This is a genomic window from Chryseobacterium sp. Leaf180 (genome assembly GCF_001424585.1).
GTDB lineage: Bacteria > Bacteroidota > Bacteroidia > Flavobacteriales > Weeksellaceae > Chryseobacterium.
Genome location: NZ_LMPJ01000001.1, coordinates 1508600 through 1529453 on the forward strand (window position 1 = coordinate 1508600; position 20854 = coordinate 1529453).

18 protein-coding genes are annotated in these 20854 nt (G+C 38.8%); 9 read left to right on the top strand and 9 right to left on the bottom strand.

Annotated features, from left to right (window positions below; genetic code table 11):
* Positions 1-15: 15 nt before the first annotated feature.
* The 4 genes from ASG01_RS07115 (at position 16) to ASG01_RS07130 (ending at position 5047) form a co-directional block, all read left to right on the top strand.
* Complete coding sequence (locus tag ASG01_RS07115; protein ID WP_055861924.1) at positions 16-2667, top strand: 4-alpha-glucanotransferase; 2652 nt, start codon at positions 16-18, stop codon at positions 2665-2667.
* Positions 2668-2806: 139 nt separating this feature from the next.
* Positions 2807-3766: a hypothetical protein gene (locus ASG01_RS07120; protein WP_055861926.1), complete on the top strand. Its 960-nt coding sequence runs from the start codon at positions 2807-2809 to the stop codon at positions 3764-3766.
* 181 nt (positions 3767-3947) lie between these two features.
* Positions 3948-4394 carry a hypothetical protein gene (locus ASG01_RS07125; RefSeq protein WP_055861928.1) on the top strand — a complete coding sequence of 149 codons (447 nt, stop codon included), beginning with the start codon at positions 3948-3950 and terminating at the stop codon, positions 4392-4394.
* Positions 4395-4540: 146 nt separating this feature from the next.
* Entirely contained in the window at positions 4541-5047 is a 507-nt protein-coding gene (locus tag ASG01_RS07130) for a ferritin (RefSeq protein WP_055861930.1), read from the top strand.
* Positions 5048-5108: 61 nt separating this feature from the next.
* Here the strand turns inward: ASG01_RS07130 and ASG01_RS07135 are convergent, their stop codons facing one another.
* A complete protein-coding gene (locus ASG01_RS07135; RefSeq protein WP_262483856.1) occupies positions 5109-8267 on the bottom strand; it encodes a UvrD-helicase domain-containing protein in 3159 nt (1052 codons plus the stop codon).
* A 159-nt stretch (positions 8268-8426) separates the two neighbouring features.
* Between ASG01_RS07135 and ASG01_RS07140 the strand changes: the two genes are divergently transcribed.
* Positions 8427-9161, top strand: a complete 735-nt coding sequence (locus tag ASG01_RS07140; RefSeq protein ID WP_055861932.1) for a hypothetical protein — start codon at positions 8427-8429, stop codon at positions 9159-9161.
* Positions 9162-9178: 17 nt separating this feature from the next.
* Here the strand turns inward: ASG01_RS07140 and ASG01_RS07145 are convergent, their stop codons facing one another.
* The 7 genes from ASG01_RS07145 to ASG01_RS07180 all read right to left on the bottom strand — a co-directional run bounded on the left by ASG01_RS07145 (position 9179) and on the right by ASG01_RS07180 (position 15636).
* Positions 9179-9691 carry a GNAT family N-acetyltransferase gene (locus ASG01_RS07145; RefSeq protein WP_055861935.1) on the bottom strand — a complete coding sequence of 171 codons (513 nt, stop codon included), beginning with the start codon at positions 9689-9691 and terminating at the stop codon, positions 9179-9181.
* Between the two features lie 5 nt (positions 9692-9696).
* Positions 9697-9918 (bottom strand): PspC family transcriptional regulator, encoded by a 222-nt coding sequence (locus ASG01_RS07150; RefSeq protein WP_055861938.1) that lies wholly within the window; start codon positions 9916-9918, stop codon positions 9697-9699.
* On the bottom strand, positions 9918-11186 hold the full coding sequence (locus ASG01_RS07155) for a DUF2851 family protein (protein ID WP_055861941.1): 1269 nt from the start codon (positions 11184-11186) through the stop codon (positions 9918-9920). The genes ASG01_RS07150 and ASG01_RS07155 overlap by 1 nt, the downstream gene beginning before the upstream one ends.
* Before the next feature lie 405 nt (positions 11187-11591).
* Complete coding sequence (locus ASG01_RS07160) at positions 11592-12671, bottom strand: DUF3810 domain-containing protein (protein ID WP_238584507.1); 1080 nt, start codon at positions 12669-12671, stop codon at positions 11592-11594.
* Positions 12646-14409, bottom strand: a complete 1764-nt coding sequence (locus ASG01_RS16170; protein WP_238584508.1) for an MFS transporter — start codon at positions 14407-14409, stop codon at positions 12646-12648. Before ASG01_RS16170 ends, ASG01_RS07160 begins: the two co-directional genes overlap by 26 nt.
* A 39-nt stretch (positions 14410-14448) precedes the next feature.
* A complete protein-coding gene (locus tag ASG01_RS07175; RefSeq protein ID WP_082498302.1) occupies positions 14449-15174 on the bottom strand; it encodes a lysophospholipid acyltransferase family protein in 726 nt (241 codons plus the stop codon).
* A gap of 3 nt (positions 15175-15177) precedes the next feature.
* Entirely contained in the window at positions 15178-15636 is a 459-nt protein-coding gene (locus tag ASG01_RS07180) for a GtrA family protein (protein ID WP_055861945.1), read from the bottom strand.
* Between the two features lie 227 nt (positions 15637-15863).
* Between ASG01_RS07180 and ASG01_RS07185 the strand changes: the two genes are divergently transcribed.
* The 3 genes from ASG01_RS07185 (at position 15864) to ASG01_RS07195 (ending at position 19369) form a co-directional block, all read left to right on the top strand.
* A complete protein-coding gene (locus ASG01_RS07185) occupies positions 15864-16127 on the top strand; it encodes a hypothetical protein (RefSeq protein WP_055861947.1) in 264 nt (87 codons plus the stop codon).
* An 86-nt stretch (positions 16128-16213) separates the two neighbouring features.
* A complete protein-coding gene (locus tag ASG01_RS07190) occupies positions 16214-17065 on the top strand; it encodes a BadF/BadG/BcrA/BcrD ATPase family protein (protein WP_055861949.1) in 852 nt (283 codons plus the stop codon).
* A gap of 15 nt (positions 17066-17080) precedes the next feature.
* Positions 17081-19369 (top strand): NADP-dependent malic enzyme, encoded by a 2289-nt coding sequence (locus tag ASG01_RS07195; protein WP_055861952.1) that lies wholly within the window; start codon positions 17081-17083, stop codon positions 19367-19369.
* Here ASG01_RS07195 and ASG01_RS07200 read toward each other — a convergent pair.
* Positions 19323-19799 carry a DNA-binding protein gene (locus ASG01_RS07200; protein ID WP_157844179.1) on the bottom strand — a complete coding sequence of 159 codons (477 nt, stop codon included), beginning with the start codon at positions 19797-19799 and terminating at the stop codon, positions 19323-19325. The genes ASG01_RS07195 and ASG01_RS07200 overlap by 47 nt on opposite strands.
* Before the next feature lie 464 nt (positions 19800-20263).
* Between ASG01_RS07200 and ruvA the strand changes: the two genes are divergently transcribed.
* Entirely contained in the window at positions 20264-20848 is a 585-nt protein-coding gene (gene ruvA, locus ASG01_RS07205) for a Holliday junction branch migration protein RuvA (protein WP_055861955.1), read from the top strand.
* Positions 20849-20854: the final 6 nt, after the last annotated feature.

Here is a 20854-nt window from a genome sequence, read left to right on the forward strand (position 1 = left end):
AGGCAAAATAAAAAGATGAGATTATATTTCAAAATAGAATATAAAACAAATCCGGGTGAGCAGTTGGAATTGGTGGTCACCGAGACCGGAAATTCTCCGCGGGTGCACCCAATGTTTTACACGGCAAACGGCGTGTGGATTTGCGAAATTGATTATTTTTCCAAAAGCATTTCTTACACTTACAGGCTTTCAGATTCAAAGAAAAACTGCATCCGCAGCGAATTTTCGCCGCATCATCTTACGTTCCCGCACAATTATAAAGAGTTTTTGATTTTCGATCAGTGGAACAATAAAAACTTTCCCGAAAATTATCTTCAGAATAAAATTCTTGAGCAGAGAATAAGTAGAGAAAATCTTACAAAACTTTCTGTTCTTAAAAAACATACGTATCTCTTCAGAATTGAAGCACCGGTTTACAATCCCGACTGGCAGATCGTAATTTGCGGAAATGTAGATTCGCTCGGCGATTGGAATGCTGAAAAAGCGGTTCCGATGCAGCAGACCGATTTCGGCGTTTGGGAAACTTCGGTGAATATTCAGGAAAATAAGGAAATTCATTATAAATACGCGATCTACGACCGTAAAGCAGATATGGTTACCGATTTTGAAACAGGAATTCACCGCATTGCTTTACCGAATACGAACCGCGAAGTTCTGCAGATTCAGGCAGATCATTATTTTAAATTTAAAGCGTATCAAATGTACCACGATGCCGGCGTTGCAGTTCCTGTTTTTTCGCTGCGTACGGAAGACGGTTTTGGCGTCGGTGAATTTCAGGATTTAAAAAAACTAGCAGACTGGGCGCACAGAACGTCGCTTGGGATGATTCAGGTTTTGCCGATAAATGACACAACGGCGCACCATTCTTGGATGGATTCTTATCCGTATTCTGCAGTTTCTGTTTACGCGCTGCATCCGCAATATCTGTCTTTAGAAAAACTCGGTTTTGGTTTATCGGATGCAATGAAAGCCGATTATGATAAGGAAAAAATAAAGCTCAACGAAAATCAGTTTATCGATTATGAGAAAGTGATGTCGGGGAAATGGAAATATTTAAAACAGATATTTTCCGCTTCAAAAAATAAAATTTACAGAGACCGGCATTTTAAAAAATTCATCAAAGAACAGGAAAGTTGGCTTCTGCCATACACCGCTTTTTGTGTTTTGAGGGACAAATATAAAACTCCCGATTTCAGTAAATGGAAAACACATAAAAAATATATTGCCGGAAAAGTTTTACCGTTTTTTAATAGTGAAAATAAAGAGTACGACGCAGCAATGCTTCATGCGTGGGTTCAGTTTGAGCTGCACAATCAGCTTTGTGATGCAGTAAATTATACTCACAGTTTGGGAATTTCGCTTAAAGGAGATTTGCCGATCGGAATTTACCGTTTTTCGGTCGAAGCCTGGACAGAGCCTGAGCTTTTCGGCATAGATTTTCAGGCTGGCGCACCGCCGGATCAGTTTACAGAACTCGGTCAAAACTGGGGTTTCCCGACGTACAATTGGGATGCGATGAAGAAAGACGGCTACCAGTGGTGGAAAAACAGATTCAAAGCGCTTGAGCAGTATTTTGATGCATTGAGAATTGATCATATTCTAGGGTTTTTCAGGATTTGGCGGATGCCGGTTTCTGCAACACAAGGAATTTTGGGATATTTTTATCCGGCGATTCCGGTGGTGGAGCAGGAATTTAAAGCGAGACATATTCCGTTTGATTTTGACCGTTACTGCCTACCTTTCATTAATGATGAAATTCTGCAGAGATTTTTCGGTGAAGAAGCCAATCGCGCCAAAGAATTTTTAGTTCCAAACGAAAATGGAACTTATTATCTAAAAGAAGAATTTGATTCTCAAAGAAAAATTACCGATCATTTTGAAGGTTATGATTTTGGAAATTTTGAGGAAAAAATGGTCGAACTGTGCGCAAATGTTCTTTTCCTTACCGAAATTAAATCCGGTGAAACCGTTTATCATCCGCGTTTCAATTTCTTCAAAACAGAATCTTACCAACACCTTTCAGACTGGGAAAAGAAAGCACTGTACGATCTTTATCAGGATTATTTCTACAGCCGACAGGATTTTCTGTGGAAGGAAAGTGCGATGGAAAAACTTCCTCCAATATTGAGCGCCACCGATATGTTAATTTGTGGTGAAGATCTTGGGCTGGTGCCGAAATGCGTTCATGAAGTGATGGATGATCTGGCGATAATTGCATTAAAAGTGCAGCGAATGCCTTCCGAAAATATTCCTTTTTATGATCCTAAAAAGGCGGGTTATCTCAATGTAGTAACGGCTTCGTCGCACGACAGTTCGACGCTTCGGCAGTGGTGGAAGGAAGATCGGGAACTTTCGCAGAAATACTATAATCAACAGCTTATGCAAAATGGAAGAGCACCTGAAGAACTAGAGCCCTGGCTTGCAGAGATGATTATGAAACAGCATCTGTATAATAATGCTATGCTGGCGATTTTCCCAATACAGGAATTTTTTGCCACCGATAGGAGTTTGACAAATCCGGATATAGATTCTGAACGTATTAATGATCCTTCAAAATTTCCGCATTTCTGGAAATACAGAATGCACCTGAATGTCGAAGAACTTATCGAAAACGCCCCGTTTAATGAAAAAATCGCAAACTGGATTGAGGACAGCGGACGCGCTTAAAAAATATTTGATTTGATAATCAACGTTTTAAAAATATTTGTAAAAGAAGTTAAGCCAGCGGTTTAACTTCTTTTTTTTGTTTACATCAAAAAGTCAGAATTAAGAAGTTGATTATTAACTTTTAAACAGAAAAATTATAATGAAAAAAATATTTTTGGGATTTGCTCTGACAGTAGCGACTTTGTCGTTTGCGCAGCAATATCCGCAAGGCAACTGGGGAAATAGCGGTGACAGTAGCGTCTATTACGGAGATCAGGACGATGATTATTATTTCCCGGATGATTATTATTACGATTACCCGCAAGATTATTATCCGCAGGATTATTACCAGAGTTATTACAATGACTACCGCAACAGCATCGTGAATGTAAACTGGAATTCTTTTTTCCGCCAAAACAGATTGCAGCGTTGGCAGGTAGAGCAGATTTTATATCTGAATAATCTGTACTCAAGTTTTTCTGCCTGGAATAATTTCTACCGTTACAACCCGGATCGCTGGTACTATGACCGTTTTTATGCAATGGAAAGGATTTTGGGTCCGAGAGTTTTTGTGGTTTATCAAAACAATTATTTTAACGGAAGACCGCCGATTACGTACTTCCAGAATTACAGAAGATCGTATTACAGTCCGCGTTTTCGTGTGACGCCGAGATACCGGAATGTAAATGTAAACGTGTATAGAGTGGATCGTGTAAGTTTTAGAAACGACAATCCTACTTTAAATGTAGTGCGCGGACAAGGTTTTAGAAACGGAAATGGAAGTACACAAAATGGTGGTGGTTTCAGAGAACCAAATCAAAACCCAAGGTCTAATGGCGGATTCAGAAATGGAAATGGAAACGGTTTAAGGGAAGATTCGAATTCTGGAGTAAGAGGAAACAGTGGTGGATTTAGAAATAATAACATCCGGTCTCAGAATGATATCCGACCTGAAGTTTCACCGAGACCGGAAGCGGGCGGTACGAGAAGTGGGGGTTTCAGATCTGAACCGCGAACGGAAAGTGCGCCCGTACCTAAACAAGCGCCTGCTCCAAGAGAAAACAGTGGTGGTGGCGAAAGAAACGGCGGAGGATTCCGCAGTGGATTTACGAGAAGTTAGTTTTCATATATATATATTTGAGTGGTGTGAGAGATCAGATGTTTTATTATCTGATCTCTTTTTTATTTACCTCAAATGGTAAAAAATAATAATTAAAATTTAACATTATTTGTGAATTTTAAATTTAACTAAGCTAAGAATCAGACATCAAAAAGATATAACAAACAATATATTTAACGTAATGAAAAAATTAGTATTATCAATAGCTTTCATAGGATTTGGATCTTTCGCTATGGCGCAGCAAACGCAGGATAGACCGAGAATGAATAAAGAAGAGATGCAGCAGAAAATGATGCAGAAAGAGCAGGAGCGTCTGACGCAAATGCAGAAAGATCTTAATCTGAATGCATCGCAGGTCGCGCAGATAAAAGCTTTACATGAAAAGAACAGGGCCGAAATGCAACGCAATATGCAGGATAAAAAAGCTGACCGCCAGGCAAAAATGGCTGAAATGAAAGAGAAAAATCAGCGCAGAAATGATGAAATGAAAAGTATTCTGACGCCAGAACAGTACTCAAAATGGGAAGGTCAGAAAAAAGCCAAAATGGACGAAAGAAGAGCGATGATGAAAGACAGAGGCATGAAAGGCAAAAAAATGATGCCACGGGATAAGCAACAGATGCCGTAACCGGTTTCGAATATATAGTTTATAGTTTTGATTTTTGATGTTTGAGAGCAGGAGTAATTCTGCTCTTTTTACATTTATCTTAATTTTCTGCCCTAAGTTTTTAATTCTCTCGGCAAAACCTTAATTTTGAACTTAAATTTTTTATTATGGTAAGTGAAAGAATCGCACAGCTCATCAACGAACAGATTGGCCACGAGCAATATGCTGCACAGTATTATCTGTCGATGTCTGCATGGTTTTCGGCAAAAGATTTGGATGGAATCGCTAATTATTTCCGCGTTCAGAGCAAAGAAGAATTGATGCACGCCGACAAAATGTTTGATTATCTCAATGATGTAGGCGGCGAAATTATCATCAGCGATATTCCGAAACCTCCGCATTTGTTCGAAAATCCGGTTGATATTTTCACCAAAGCTTTAGAACACGAGAGAAAAGTAACCAAAAGTATTTTTAATATCGTGAAATCGGCAAACGAAGAAGGTGACTTCGCCACGACTGCTTTTCTGCAGTGGTTCATTACCGAGCAGGTGGAAGAGGAAGCGAGCGCATCGCAGTATGTGACCAAAATAAAGATGGTTTGCGACAATCCTTCTGCTTTATATCTGTTTGATCAGGAATTGGCTCAGCGCGTTTTTGTAGCTGAAGGAAAATAATTTTTTTAGGGATTCATTTTATCGGCGGCACCGAAGGTGCCGCCGATAAAATACCCAAAAGTTACACGTAGATAAGCTGCGTTTTCAATACCTTCATTCCCAGTTTTTCCAAGATCGTTCTGTAATTTTCAATCTGCTGTTCGTTTTTCTCGGTATGCAGTCCGGTTTTAAAGTCCACAATAATATAACCGTCTTTCCCTTTTAAAATACGGTCCGGTCGATACACCTGAGTTTCATTGTTATCTGAAATCATAATATCTTTTTCATTGATCACTTCCCAATGTTCGGCAAAAAATTCAGAGTGCTTGGCAATGATTTTTCTAAGTTCTGTATCAATCTGTTCCGCTTCTTCAGTGGTAATTTCACCATCCAGAACATATTTCTCAATAACTTTAAGAATGTCTTTTTCGGTGTTGATTTTAGATAGAAATTCATGCACAAAAATTCCGCGGCGCACACTTTCGTTTCTTTGCTGATAATTCCGTGAAGGTGTCGCAATTTTTATCGTAGTTGCTGTCTCATCTTCATTATGCAGCGTCTCGATCGACTTCGTTTTTCTTTCAGTTTCTTTTTTCCTGATCTGCTTTTTCCAGCCATCATCAAGATTTTCGTAAAGATCAAATTCATCAAGATTTTCAGTGTTTTTTTGCTGAATAAATTCTAAAATCTCAAGATTATTCGAAGTTTTATTGGCTTTCTGAAGATAAAAATATAGCTGTTCCACTGGCCGAGTGGTAGCTACATATTGCAGACAAAGCCTATCGACATAATTTTTATAAGAATTAATGCTGTTAAATTCTTCTATTTGCGGATCATACGCTTCCAGACTTTTATTAAACTGATTAATGTTCACCGAGCGCAGCGTTTCATCATGATCGGTTTCAAACCAGTTATTAAACTGGCTGTCATTATTTTTATTTTCAAAAGGAAGAAAAACTACGGGAAACTCAAGCCCTTTTGCTTTATGAATGGTCATAATCTGAATCGCATCAATATTTTCAGAAGCCTGTATGGTATAGGTCGACGCCTCTTCATCCCAATATTTCAAAAATTCTTTGATGCTCGCACCGGCATTTTGGGTAAAATTAAAAAGCATTTCGAGAAAATTCAGGAGGAAATCGGTTTCGCGGTTTTCAACAGCAAATTCATTGATATAAAACTCAACAAAATTGTACAAATTAAATTTTGGGAAATGATCCTGCTTTATTTTAATCTGATATTTATTTTCGATAAAAACCACGGTTCCTTCATGACTTTCAATCGCGAGAATTTCTTTCATGTGCAGCGTAAAATCTTCCATTGAAATTCTGCCCAGTTTATTCAGAAAATACATCATCATAATGAGATGATTTTTGTTTCTAGGGTTGGTTTCCCATCGCAAAAACTCGATGACAGCCTGCAGAGTATTCGAAAGTTCGAGCGTCAGACCTTTGTCAGAGATCGTTTTGATATTTGTAATGTCACCTTTGTACTGCACCTTGAGGTTCCCAAGTTTCTGAGAATAACTGAAAATATCAAAATTTCCCCGACAAAGAATCGTAATGTCGGAGAACGAAAAACCATGATCCAGACAATGCTGAATATCACTTTGCATCTTCAGCGAAACATCTTCGTAAAATTCTTCCTTGCTTTTGTTTTCAATTAAATTTACTTTCACGCGGCCAGCAATAGGAGATTTTGCCGTCTGTTCGGCATCAGTTCCAAAAATATTCTGATGCTCTTCCTGTAGCTCCAGCGAATGATAATGGTACAGTTCATTATTAAATTCAACGATATTACGCGCACTCCGCCAGTTGTCTTTCAAAACAAGAAGTTCAGCATTTTTTGGCGAATTTTCTTTCTTATTAATAATGTCGAGCATCAGTTGACTTTCGCCGCCACGGAAACGGTAGATACTTTGTTTCGGATCCCCGACAAGCGTAAAAGAAGTGTTTTCTGTCGAAATACTGTGGTTTCTCAGCGGAAGAAAATTCTGCCACTGCAACACTGAAGTATCTTGAAATTCATCAAAAAAATAATGTTGAAACTGCGATCCTACCTTTTCATATATGAATGCAGATGGCTCGTTGCGAAGATTTTCATTGATCAAAACATTAAATTTTGAAAGCAAAACCAAATCGTTTTCATCCTCAATTTTTTTCAGCTCGTCCTGTATATCTTTATTTACTTTTAAAGGCAAAAGTGCTGAAAGAATTTTTTCTTTTTTCTGAATATCAATGTGCCAGAGGATCAGTTTCAGTCGGTTTTCCAGGAGATTTTCAAGAATTTCGAGAATCTCATTTTCTTTATGTTTAGATTTTGTTGCGGCACCTTTCCGGATGTTGATAATCGCAGATTCTTCATTTCCCGGAAAAGGAAAAGCCCTTTTTCTATCGTAAAATTCAATTACTTTCAGAAAAAATCCGCCCAACCCATTTTTGCCCTGAGAAAAATCTTCGACTTCAATATTTTTAGCTTTAAAAATCTCCACAGAAGCTGCTGCCAACTCCCGCGATTCTTTTTTTGCCTGCTGAATCTCTTTCCGAAGCTTGTTTTTCAGCTCATCGTATTTCTGATGATCAAAATGCTGGTTGTTTTTCAGATGCTCATGGTGAATGTCTTTTACAAATTCTTTCGCAGAATCGTAAAGGTTTTTATTGAGATTAATTCGCTCATTATTTTCCAGACTGTAATCCACATAATCCATAAAAGACTGCGAAATGTCTTCGTTTTCCCCGATTTTATCGAGCATTTTATCAACGGCTTCAATGAGAAACGGCTCAGGATCAATCTCCAGATTAAAGTTCTTCGCCAAACCCAGTTCGTAGGAAAAACTCCGCACCAACCGTGAATTAAACTTATCAATCGTCCCGATATTTAAGGTGGAATAATTGTGCAGAACATAATCGAGCAGCTTTTTTGAACGGTGATGAAGTTCGTCGATCGTGATTTTAATATTTTCCTCAGCAAGCGCTTTCTGAATGTTTTTAAGATCTCCGTTTTCTGAATAATCTTCCGCGGTGAAATTCCCGAGCCACGAAAGAATTCTTTCTTTCATTTCGTTTGCAGCCGTATTCGTAAAGGTTAGCGCAAGAATATTCCGGATGCTATTCTGCTGATTCGGATAACGCAGACAGATCATCAAAAGCCTTTGTACAAGTGCATACGTTTTGCCGCTGCCCGCTGAAGCATTGATTACCGTGTAAGAATTCTGCATTGCTGAAATGATTTTAGACTGCAATTTACTATAATTTTAAACTTGAATTTTAACTAAATCACGGTTTGAATTAACAGTTTTCACTCTGCTTTTTCCTAAATAAATATTAAAATCGTTAAGTCGGGTTAAAATGAAATTTTTGCATGAAAATTAAATTAGTTTTGTGAGTCTTAACCAGAATCTGTGGGCAAAAAACTACTTTTTATTTTTTTTATTTTTACCGTTTTTCATCTCAATGCGCAGGAATATATTTTCGGAAATGTGCGGTCTGAAGAGAATGCCGAACTGGAAGATGTAGGTGTAATCAACCTTCGCACCGACGAGTGGGTACAAACCAACCGCGAAGGTCATTTTATGATTGCAGGAAAAGATGGTGACAAATTCCGAATTTTTAAAAATGGTTATGAACGCGCAGAATTTACGGTGAACGCGCAGAATATTGCTTCGGCAGTAAATATCATTCTTATCAGAAATACACAGCTAATCGAAGAAGTGGAGCTGAAGAAATCATTTACCGGAAATTTTAAATCAGATTCAAAACTGCTGAACAGACCAAAGAAAGTTGAGCAGCTGATGATGGATCTTGGTGGCTATATGAGCAAAAAATCTACTGCTGGCGTGATGGCAGCGAAAGCCGGCGAGTTTGTACAACCGCTCGGGCCTGGTTTTCCCATCGGGAAAGTCAGAAATCAATGGGATGATGTCGACCTGAGTATTTATCTGCAGAAAGCTTTGGGCGACGAATATTTTTATGATTTAAAAATAGAAAAATCACAGATTCAGCATTTTATCTTCTTTGTTTTGCAGGGTTTTGAACGGCAGAAAATATTGAAATATGCATACGTAGACGGGCCTGATATGCAGCGGTTTCAGCAGGCTATTTTAACCAAAATTGAAAAGTATAAAAGTCAGAGATAATTATTTCGGTAAAAATTTTAATGATAAACAACGTCGTGAATTTCGTCTTTTACATCATTTAGATTTTCAGGATGATAATTGGAGAGAAGCCAGAGACTGACAGGGTTTTTCATCTTTCCGTAGCTTGGCTGCACATACATTTCATCGATGAGGTGAAAGTTATTTTTCTGATAAAAAGAAAACCTGCGTTTCGAATTTTCGTTTAAATCGCTGGGCTCAATTTCCAGAATAATCCTTGGATGACTGGCCAAAAGATGAGAAACAATCTGCGAACCCAGATTTCTATTTCTGAAATCGGTAAAAACCTCAAAATGCTCAACAAAAACATGGTTTTTTAGTTCCCATAAAATAAGATAGCCGACATCGTTAGCTTCCTCAATTACCGAAAAAATCTTTACCTTCGGATGGCAAAAAAGCGCTACAAACTGGTACCAGTCGCGTCTTTCGTCTTCCGGGAAACTCGTGCTGTAAGAGTCGTAAATCTTCTTCACCCGAAAATCATCCGGTGAAGTTATCTGTATCCATTCCATAAATTCTATAAATCAAAAACGCTCGGCCGGCGCGTGATAAAAATGTCTTTTACCCAGAGGCTGAATGCCAGTGTAAGGTAAATGAGAAAGAAAATTCCTGCCGTTGCATACGTGGAGTAGATAAAAAATACGCGGAGTTTCGACACGGGAATTCCGAATTTTGTGCCCATTCTCGTGAGGACGCCAAACCATTCTTTCTCCGCTTTGTACCGTAAATTCCGTAGCATTATCCGTTTTCTTTTAAAATTTTAAATCCGATACTGCAATGTAAGCATTTTTTTGCAGAGCAGTTATGCCTGTAGTGATAAACCAAACTCTGTGTTTGAAGTGCATTATCTGTTTTCAAACCTAAATTTTTCCAGGAAGCGATTATCGAGTTTTTCTCAGGAGAAATCTGGCTGTACAAATGCAGAATTTCATCGGCTGTATTTTCATTTTGATTTCTTTCGTACAAATATTTTATCGGCAGAAACGCATTGATAATTATTAAATCCTGAAATTCTTTTGTTAAAACTTTTGGCTGCAAAACCGGTGACACTTTTCCGAAATTAAAATGACTGTCCCAATATTCAGAAGCAGAAATATCATTAAACAAAGTGTAAAAAAATTCAGCCTTTTTCGCGGAAATCACTTTTGAAAAAAGATTGGCGTGCTGATGATACAGATGCGCAAGTTGCGAAAGTCGAATTGTAGGAAAATTCGGCGGACGAAGCCTTAAAAATTTCGGCCGGATAAAAATTTCTGGAATTTTATATTTTACTTTCAGAAATTCAAATTCGGTTTTCCAGCGAAGCATTTCGGCATCTTCAGGATTTTCGAGCCAGCCTGCAATTCCAAAAAACAGGGCTTCAAGCTGCATTCTGTTTTGCCGTACTTTTTGTACGGTTCCAAAATCAATACTCTGTGCAATCTGACGGAAAATTTCGGCGTTTACTTTTAGACCAAATGCGTAGGAAATGCTGTGAAAAAGTAGCGCTTCGTAATTGTTTTTATAATTTTTCAGACTGATTTCAAGTTCAGAAGATTTATTTTCAAGTTTTTGAATCAAAGTTTCTTCATAAAAATGGAACGGAATTTTTTCTATATCAAAAACTTTTTCACACGGTATAAAAACCGTTTCTGAAAGCATTTTCTCATACTTTGAAATTACGCTTTGATCAATATAATACTGCAGTTCGAGTGTCGGAATTTTCTTTTGATTTAATTCTTCGATTTCTGCATCATTGATGTAAACGGCGTGCAGAATGATGTTTTCATAGTTTGGATCTGCGGAATGTTGGTGAAAAATCCAGTCGGATGAACGAACGTGAAGTTCGATGTTTCCTGCAAAAATCACATTATTGATTTTAATTTTTGCCATCAAAAAATCAGGTCCGGAATCGGTGTTCCAGGTTCCAAAATCAAGGATTTCTATGGAATTTCCCTCCGCATCTTTAAAATCAATATTTGAGAAAAGCTTATAATTCCAGAGATACTGTAACAGATTTTCTTTCATCGCCAAAAATTTGTGTTTAAACTAAGTTAGTATTTTGTGATGATTTTTTGATAATTTGAATTTAGTTGCTCATTATACAATCATAAATAATTATAAACTTTCATTTCAGGCATAAAAGAGGTTTTACCACTAAACATTACATAATATTCTGAATAAAAACTATTAAATAGATATTTGTTAGCTTTTCTCAAATGGAAACTTTAAAAATTTGGGAGATCAAAACCTCATAGTTGCCGCTGTTATCTTAAAATTATCTTAAAATTCATTAAGAGACAATAGATTAATTTGCAGGGCATAAAAAAGTTTGTATTTTTACCAAGCCTTGAATGAGGGAACAAGTCAAGGTAATAAATTTTTTTTCATCATTTGTGTTTTTAGAATCGTATCGCCTGATACGATTCTTTTTTATTTTTTCGACATTTCGTACTGCACCAGCAAATTCACAAAATAGGAATAAGTGACGGCGCCTTCCTGCTGATTGGTTTTCAGGAAAAGGTTGTTGGTAAATCCAAAAAAATCGTCGAGCAGGCCGCGATGATTTTCTGCGAAATCTTTTTCGGCTTTGCGGTCACGTTTCATTCCTGAAGAATATTCTGCAAGCATTTTTCTGACAAATTTCGGATCGTCTTCAACCAAAGAACTCAATAAACTTTTTAGTGTAAAATAAGCTGTACTGTACTGAATTTCTAAATCAGCTGAGCTGCTTCCCAAAAGAAAACCAATAAAATTTGCTTCCTGCTCACGCGCGTAGCCAAGCTGATGTGCGCTTTCGTGGGCGATGGTAAACGGGAGATAAGAAGACGGAATTTCGCGGTTGTACTGCGCCTCTGCTGTAAACGGATTGTAATAGCCTAAGATTCCGCTGAAGTTCATCACTTTGCCGTAGAGACTTGGTTTGATAGAATTAATCAGTGTCGGTTTTTTACTGTTCAAATTTTTTGGAAGATACTTCTGCTGCAAGATAATTTCCTGTTTTATTTTCTCGAGATTTTCTATTTTGAAAACTCCATTTTTATCTTCTGAGACCTGCATTCTTAATATTTTGCACTTATCTAAATACTTTGCAGCAAGCGTTTTTCTCATTTCTATGGTCACTTCAGCTTCCGGCATTTTTTTGGAAAGCGGAATCTGAAAGTAGAGCATTCCCCAAAAAATCTGATAAATGAAGTAGATGATGTTCAGCAAAAACAAAATATGCAGTCGAGCTTTTGATTTTGATTTTTCCTTGAAAGATTTAAATATTAAAATGAGTAAAGCAATCCCGAGTAAAATATAAAAAATGTCGCCCACTGAAAACGGAAGCCAGGAGAATATTTTTTGATGAATGTATTTCTGAATTTCAAATAGATTTTCGAAAAATAAAACTGCTGCAGGAATTTTAGAAAAGATAAAAAACAAAAGAAATTGGACAACCAAAACAGCTGCCCAAAATCTCTTTTTTAAATATAGTTTGTGGTAATTAATGCGCACTGTTTGAAGTTTCATTTAAAACAATTCCCTGTTTTCTCAGAATTTTCGGAGCTGCAAAACCGTAGAATGCAAGATAAGCGAAGCAGACAATCGGTACTACATATGAGAAATGGGTCCACGTAATTCCCATAATTCCATCTGGGCTGGTTTTGTCGAAATCGCAGATCCAACCCTGCGCCAAAGGAATCAATCCGCCGCCCAAAATCATCATCACAAGGAACGATGAAGCTTTCCCGGTGTTTTTCCCAAGTCCGGCAATGGCAAGATCGAAAATCGCAGGCCACATGATCGAACAGAAAAGTCCGCCGGAGATGAAGAAATATTTGGCAATTTCTTTATCAGGATACACCAAACCAAGAATCATCATAATTAAACCCGAAATTCCGAAAATCATCAGCGTTTTTCCAGCTGCTTTTCCGCCAATAAAACTCATCACGATAAAAGCTAAAATCCAGAAAGGATAGATATAAAAGCTGGAAACATCTTTTCCGCTCAGCTCGTTAGCAAAGATAATTACGGCAAAAGCGACGAAAGGAACCACGATTTTCATGATGGTAAGCACCGTTTTAGAAAGATTAAAAACATTGATGCTGCCGTTCCACCGTCCGATCATCAGACTTCCCCAATACAGCGACACGAAAGGTGCAATATTATGCTCCAGAACGCCGCCAAATTCTTTGGTGTGAAGCAAAGCCGGCAGATTACTGATGATGGAAACCTCGACGCCAACGTAGATGAAAATTGCCAGCATTCCTAAATATAACTGAGGATAATCGAAGATGCTGAATTTCGCTGAACCTTCTTCAATAAGTGCTTCTTCCTGTTTTGCGGGATCTTCAATTTTTGAGAAAAGCATGAAAACCGCTACGAGAATAAATGCAATTCCGAGCACGATAAACGGCATTTTTACTTCTTTCAAATGATCTTTTACAAACTCGGTTGGATATAAAATGTTGGTTGAACTCTTTGTGATTTCACCTAAATTTTTATTGTAAGCGTCAATTTCAGAATCGCTGGCAGAAGGATTTTTTTCGATCATCGCGATCTGAGAATTAAGGTTGGCGATGTTTTTTTCAACTTTTGATAAAACGGTTTGAACCTCTTTCTGATCGTCGCTGGAATCTTTTTTAAGCTCAGTTACATTTTTAGAAAGATCATTTCTGTGGGCAATATATTCGCTTTTTACGATCTCAATTTTAGGTAAATTAGCTTCTTTGGGTTTAGAATCTTCCTTGTTTCCCATTCCGAAAAGAACAATTCCCAAAAGAATAGGACCGATGGTTGTTCCTAATGAATTAATTCCTCCCGCAAGCGTCAGACGGTGTGTACCGGTTTCCGGGCTTCCCATTTTAATTGCCAGAGGATTGGCCACAATTTGCTGTACCGAAAATCCCAAACCTACGATAAACAGAGCCGAAAGGAAAAACCAAAAGTTGGCTGCTGCAGCTGCCGGAACAAAAAGAAATGCTCCGAAAGCAGAAATTACCAGACCTGTTGCGAGTGTTTTTTTGTAACCGAATTTTTGCAGAATGTCGCTTTTTAAAGAAATAAAGAAAAATATTACGGACCCGACAAAGTAAGCCGCATAAAATGCCCAGGCCACAAGCTGACTCTGAACCTGAGAAAGTACAAACCATTTTTTGAAAACGGGAATCAGGATGTCATTGCTGGCAGCGACGAATCCCCAGAAGAAGAAAACGACGATCAGAGATAAAAACTGCGACCATTTGGTCTGTTGCGGTTGTGCATTCATATAATAAGGTTATAAAACAAATATATAGTAATTCTTTAATTAACTGTGCTCAGCGAGCGTTTTTTGTATGGTCTTAAAAGCGGTAGCTTTCAGGTCTTTCGGGCAACTGTCGGGTTCGAGAATATCATTGAAAAAAACCTTTACTTTTCCGGGATAGCCTTTGGCATTATCAAAAGGAAACATATCCTTTAAACCGATAAAAGTAAATACCGCAATCGGCGACTGATGTTTTGATGAAAGGAGAAATGCGCCGTCTTTGAACTGATCCAAAACAATCGACGTGTCGTGCGGAACGCCGCCTTCAGGGAAAATCACGATGCTGTTGCCTTCTTCCATTTTCTCAGCACAGCGTCGGTACACGTCGGCGCGGCTCCGTGGACTGCTGCGGTCCACCATCACGCAAATTCTTTTGTAAACGGTTCCGAAAATCGGGATTTTTACCAGTTCTTTTTTGCCGACGTAGCAAAGCGGATGATGCGGAAAAAGGATGCACGGCAGCATAATATCCATAATCGAGGTGTGATTGCTGATAAAAACGTACTGTCTGTTGCGGTCGATTTTTTTGTCGGTGAGGTTTTTCAGTTCGTAGCGAAGGCCCATTCCGAAGAACATTCCGTAGCACCAAAGCCTGATGAACCGGTATGCGTGGCGGTAATTTTTTTTATTAAATGAAAGTATATACACCGGAATTCCGAATAAGATCGTCACGATAAACGCCAGAATCAGAAACCAGGCTCTCCAGAGGTAATTTAAAATTTTCGTCACAGCTTAGCCATTAAAGATTACTTTTTTCTTCACAGAATAATTGAGCACCGACACCAGAACGATTGCTGAGATTTTGCTCATCATTTCGCGGCTCAAGGTATAAAAATTCAGATCGATATTATCTTTAAATATAAAGCTGTAAAAAATCTGAAACATTCCCAGGCTTATCACTGTAGAAATAAAAGAAACGCCCATAAAATACGTGAATTCTCTTTTTTTGGAATGTTTGCCGCGCTCGAAAACGAAATAAATACTCAGGAAATAATTGAAAATAATGCCGCAGCTGGTAGAGAAAATATTACTCAGAGGATAGTGCAAACCATGAAAATCTTTCTCATTGGCAATGAATTTTGGCAGCATGCTGCTGAAGATTTTGAAGGTGCCTATCTCCACGACAGCACTGAGACCTCCCGCGATGATGAAAAATAGGATCTGCTTGTGCCGCAGTAGATGTGTTTTCATGTCTGTGGATAAAGCGCAAATTTATAACTATATGTTAAACGTTGAAAAAAGATGTTAAAATATTTTTTTGAAAGCAAATAATTTCTAATTTTAATTTTCAATTCGACAGTGTACAGGGGATAATAGATTCATTTCCAAAAAATTGTATCAGAATCATACATCTCCGGGAGCCTCAGGCAGGTGCCTCTCAGATCAGCATTAAAAACCAGACCTATCAATCTATTTGTATGAAAAATAACAACAGATACAGAAAATTTCAGCTGCAGCAAAAAAATATCGAAGCACTGGAAAAGGAAAACTCACGTTTTAAAAGAGTCTATTCTGAATACGAAATCATCTCTGATGAACTTTGGAATCTGGAAACCGCACCGGGAAATCCTGTGCCTGATGATTTTATTGATGCCATGGCCATGCAGTCGCATTTTCTGGAAGAAGAAATAGAAGACTGGTTGGGCAAATTCAGCCAGAATACCGGGGAAATCAAAAACTGAGGGATGTCATGTATAGCGTTTCGGCGGGTATTTTTTCCGGCCGTTTAAAGATTAATTTATAATTTTACGCTTATAATAGACAATTTATGGTTGCGATAGTTGATAGCGGTTCTACAAAATCAGACTGGGTAATTCTTGATGAATTTAAGAATATCTTCATGAAAACTGAAACCATAGGTTTCAATCCAAACTTTATCAGCATCGATCTTATTGTTCCCGAAATCGAAAAAAATCACAGCCTGGTACTGCTGAAAAATTCGATCACCAAAATTTACTTTTATGGCTCCGGTTGCGGCGTGGAGAAAAACCGCGAACGCATCGCAAAAGAAATCAGACATGTCTTCCCCAATGCCAAAATTATGGTGAAAGAAGATCTGATGGCTGCGGCGTATGCTGCCTACAGAGGGAAACCGGCGATGGTCTGCATTCTGGGAACAGGTTCCAATTCATGCTATTTTGACGGCGAAGAGGTGACGATCAAACTTCCTTCTCTGGGTTTTCTTATTGGCGACGAAGGTAGCGGAAGTGCCATCGGCAAACAGCTAGTGCGACGCTATTTTATGCAGAAGCTTCCTTCTGATCTTCATCATGAGTTTGAAGAAAATTATCAGCTTACAGTAGATGATGCACTGCAGAATATGTATCATAAAACCCGGCCAAATGCCTTTTTGGCAGACTTCAACCGTTTCGTTGCAGAGCGGAAAAATCACCCTTATTTTATACAGATGGTTTCGGATGAGATGAGAAATTTCTTCGAATATCAGGTGGTACCTTATCAGGAATCTCAAAATGCAGAGATCAATTTCATCGGTTCTATCGCGTATTACTACGAAGATATCCTGAGAAATGTAGCTTCAGAATTTCATTTAAATGTGGGCCATGTAGTTCAAAAACCAATCGAAAGCCTGGTCGATTACCACATTAAATATATACTTTAAATAAAAAATTATTTTATGTCAGACAAAACATACCGCGACGAGAAAAATTTCAATCAGGCCGCGTTAGATTATCATAAAGCAGAGCCGAAAGGCAAAATAGAAGTCATTCCTTCAAAACCGCACTCGTCGCAGCGCGATCTTTCGCTGGCCTATTCGCCGGGTGTTGCGATTCCGTGTCTGGAAATTGAGAAAAACCCCGAAACGGTCTACGATTATACCGGAAAAGGAAATCTGGTCGCCGTTATATCAAACGGTACTGCGGTTTTAGGTTTGGGAGATATTGGGGCAGAAGCCTCAAAACCGGTAATGGAAGGGAAAGGACTTTTGTTTAAAATATTTGCCGACATCAATGTTTTTGATATTGAAATCGACGAAAAAGATCCTGATAAGTTTATTCAGATTGTAAAAGGTATCGCCCCGACTTTTGGCGGAATCAACCTTGAAGACATCAAAGCTCCGGAAGCATTTTATATCGAACAGAAATTAAAGGAAGAACTCGATATCCCTTTGATGCACGACGATCAGCATGGTACCGCGATTATTTCTGCGGCGGCTCTGATCAATTCTCTGCAGATCGCGAATAAAGAAATCGCTGAGGTGAAAATGGTGGTGAATGGTGCCGGTGCAGCAGCTGTGGCATGTACCAATCTTTACATTTCTTTAGGTTTAAAAAGAGAAAATGTTTTGATGTGTGACAGCAAAGGCGTGATCAATCACAAAAGAGAAAATCTTACCCCGGAAAAAATAGGATTTATTGCGCAAACCGATATTGAAACGCTTGAAGATGCCCTGATAGGCGCCGATGTTTTCGTTGGTTTGTCTAAAGGAAATGTGATGACGCCGGAAATGTTGAGCAGCATGGCAGAAAATCCCATCGTTTTTGCACTCGCCAATCCGGATCCTGAAATCGCATATGATCTGGCTTTAAGCACACGAAAAGACGTTATTATGGCGACCGGAAGAAGCGATTATCCCAATCAGGTAAACAATGTGTTGGGTTTCCCGTATATTTTCCGTGGGGCACTCGATGTGCAGGCAAAAGGTATTAACGAAGAGATGAAGCTGGCCGCGGTCTATGCTATCGCCAATCTTGCAAAAGAACCCGTACCGGAAGCGGTAATTTTAGCATACAATCTAAAAAACCTGCAGTTTGGAAGAGAATATTTTATCCCGAAACCTTTTGACAACAGATTAATTACAAAAGTGTCGAGCGCCGTTGCGAAAGCAGCCATCGACAGTGGAATTGCCAGAAAAACCATCGCCGATTTCGACGAATACGAAAATCAGCTTCTCGACAGAATGGGAAGAGATGAGAAACTGGTGCGTATGATGCAGAACCGCGCAAAAGCAAATCCTAAGAGAATTACTTTGGGCAATGCAGAGGAATATAATGTTCTGAAAGCAGCACAGATTCTTTACGAGGAGGGTATTGCACATCCTATTCTTTTGGGAGACAAAAAATACGTGAAAGAGCAGATGGTGAAATTCGGGATTGAGATAGATGTTCCGATCATCGATCCGAGTGCCGACGATCAGAAAGAGAACCGCAAAAAATACCGCGAAACCCTCTGGAAACTGCGCCAGCGCAAAGGAATGAACGAATATAAAGCGAAGCGTTTTGTACGTCAGCGCGATTATTTCGGCCCATTGATGCTGAAACACGGCGATACCGACGGGTTGATTATTGGTTTTTCTAAAAATTATGTTTCTACTTTAAGACCTGTTCTGGAAGTGATTGAAAAAGATAAAGGCGTAGACAAAGTGGCGGCGATGATGATGATTCTGTCTGAAAAGAAACCGATTTTCTTCGCAGATACTTCGATCAACCAAAATCCGACTGCTGAAGATCTCGTGAATATTGCTAAAATGGCAGAGCATACCGTAAAATCTTTTGCGATCGAACCGCGCATCGCCATGCTGGGTTTTGAAAACTTCGCGGCCATCTCCGAAACTTCAAAAAAGGTGGCGAAAGCTGTAAGTATTCTCCACGAGAAATTCCCGAAGATGGTCGTGGATGGAGAAATACAGCCAGATTTTGCCATGAATGCAGATCATTTAAGCGATTATCCTTTCTCAAAACTCGGCACCACACCCGCCAACACCTTCATTTTCCCGAATCTTGAATCGGCGAATCTGTCGTACAAAATTATCCGCGGGATGAAAGTCGCGCAGGTAATCGGTCCGATCCTGATGGGACTTAAGCAGCCTGTACACGTTCTGCAGATGCGCTCCAGCGTAGATGAAATTGTGAATCTCGCTACCGTTGCTGTTTTGGATGCGCAGCGAAGAGAGGCGAAAAAGTAAATACTACTTTAAACATTACATAAGGCGGGCGGAAATTCGAAGAATTTCCGCCCGTCTTTTTGAATTCAGCAATCTTAAGCGCGTTTTTAATCATTTTCCCGGGACGGAAAATCGTTTTCAGGCTTTCAATACTTGAGGCATTTACTTCTTCCGGGGTAGCTCTGCCTTCACTTGAGCCACCTGCCTGAAGCGTAAAATATTCTCCTACATAGACAATCTTCCCGTCTGCTACATCTTCTGCAATTTTAGAAAACGTGCTTTCCAAAACAGCCAGTATATCACCTTTTGATACGGTAGAGACTGTAGAGGCATATTTGGCAAGATCATCAAGAGTAGTCTCGCCATCACCCACGATATCGGCATAAAATTTTGCAGGGGCATTAGGCTGCTGTAAATTTTTTCTGGAGATAATTTTAAATGTAATTGGCATCTTTTTTCAAAATTTAAATTAAACAATGTGTATTTTGTACCACGAATGTACTAAAAAAAGCAAATACTAAAAATTTCTTAATAGATAAAAATCGTGTTCTATGGGAGGTGCCTAAAAATTCATGCGCATAAACCTTTGAACTCATGCGCATGAATTGAGTAACTCATGCGCATAAGTTTATAAAGTCATGCGCATGAGTTTTTTTGATGATGATGATGATGCTTAAAAATGAAGCAGGTATTGATTTTGAAAAAGTATTAGCGCAACTGTTGTTTTTAAAAGCTCAATATAAAATCTTGTAACAGAAAATTCCTTTTCCTTTACTGCCGCATTTCAAAAAATTTCATTAAAAATTCCTTTTCATTATCCCGTATGTCTGAAATTAAGTTAAATAACATTCGTTTCGTAAACAGAAATTAAAAATTACTTAAAATTGCTATATTTGGCAGTTATAAAAAACAAGGATGATATTTTCTTTACAGGGAAAAGTGCAGGAACTTACACCGACCTATGCGGTGATGAATGTGGGCGGGGTAGGCTATTACGTAGGAATAAGCCTCATGACGTCCCAAAATCTGGTGGCAGGGCAGGATGCGATGCTGTACACTCAGCAGATCATCCGTGAAGATGCCAACCTTCTTTTTGGTTTTATTACCAAATCTGAAAAGGAAATGTTTAATCTTCTCATCAGCGTGAATGGGGTGGGTGCAGTCTCGGCGCTTATTTTATTATCAACACTCAGCCTTTCAGATATTGCATCAGCGATACTTTCAAGAAACAGTGCAGTGATACAGAAAGCGAAAGGTCTCGGTGCCAAAACGGCGGAGCGAATCATCGTCGATCTGAAAGATAAAGTGGCCAAGTTTGCTACAGAAGAAGAAAATTATTCTGCGACGGTTGATAATAAAGTGAAGGATGAGGCGTTATCTGCATTAGAAGTTTTAGGAATATCGCGGCGCATGAGCGAGAAGCTCGCAGACCGTGTGATGAAGGAGAATCCGGCAGTTTCGGTGGAGGAACTGGTGAAACAAATTTTAAAAAATATGTAACCTTTG

What these genes read in the sequence shown, in the direction of transcription:
- ASG01_RS07115 (WP_055861924.1), top strand. Translation starts at nt 16, where the DNA reads ATGAGATTATATTTCAAAATAGAATATAAAACAAATCCGGGTGAGCAG.
- ASG01_RS07120 (WP_055861926.1), top strand. Translation starts at nt 2,807, where the DNA reads ATGAAAAAAATATTTTTGGGATTTGCTCTGACAGTAGCGACTTTGTCG.
- ASG01_RS07125 (WP_055861928.1), top strand. Translation starts at nt 3,948, where the DNA reads ATGAAAAAATTAGTATTATCAATAGCTTTCATAGGATTTGGATCTTTC.
- ASG01_RS07130 (WP_055861930.1), top strand. Translation starts at nt 4,541, where the DNA reads ATGGTAAGTGAAAGAATCGCACAGCTCATCAACGAACAGATTGGCCAC.
- ASG01_RS07145 (WP_055861935.1), bottom strand. Translation starts at nt 9,691, where the DNA reads ATGGAATGGATACAGATAACTTCACCGGATGATTTTCGGGTGAAGAAG.
- ASG01_RS07150 (WP_055861938.1), bottom strand. Translation starts at nt 9,918, where the DNA reads ATGCTACGGAATTTACGGTACAAAGCGGAGAAAGAATGGTTTGGCGTC.
- ASG01_RS07155 (WP_055861941.1), bottom strand. Translation starts at nt 11,186, where the DNA reads ATGAAAGAAAATCTGTTACAGTATCTCTGGAATTATAAGCTTTTCTCA.
- ASG01_RS07160 (WP_238584507.1), bottom strand. Translation starts at nt 12,671, where the DNA reads ATGAAACTTCAAACAGTGCGCATTAATTACCACAAACTATATTTAAAA.
- ASG01_RS16170 (WP_238584508.1), bottom strand. Translation starts at nt 14,409, where the DNA reads ATGAATGCACAACCGCAACAGACCAAATGGTCGCAGTTTTTATCTCTG.
- ASG01_RS07180 (WP_055861945.1), bottom strand. Translation starts at nt 15,636, where the DNA reads ATGAAAACACATCTACTGCGGCACAAGCAGATCCTATTTTTCATCATC.
- ASG01_RS07185 (WP_055861947.1), top strand. Translation starts at nt 15,864, where the DNA reads ATGAAAAATAACAACAGATACAGAAAATTTCAGCTGCAGCAAAAAAAT.
- ASG01_RS07190 (WP_055861949.1), top strand. Translation starts at nt 16,214, where the DNA reads ATGGTTGCGATAGTTGATAGCGGTTCTACAAAATCAGACTGGGTAATT.
- ASG01_RS07195 (WP_055861952.1), top strand. Translation starts at nt 17,081, where the DNA reads ATGTCAGACAAAACATACCGCGACGAGAAAAATTTCAATCAGGCCGCG.
- ASG01_RS07200 (WP_157844179.1), bottom strand. Translation starts at nt 19,799, where the DNA reads ATGCCAATTACATTTAAAATTATCTCCAGAAAAAATTTACAGCAGCCT.
- ruvA (WP_055861955.1), top strand. Translation starts at nt 20,264, where the DNA reads ATGATATTTTCTTTACAGGGAAAAGTGCAGGAACTTACACCGACCTAT.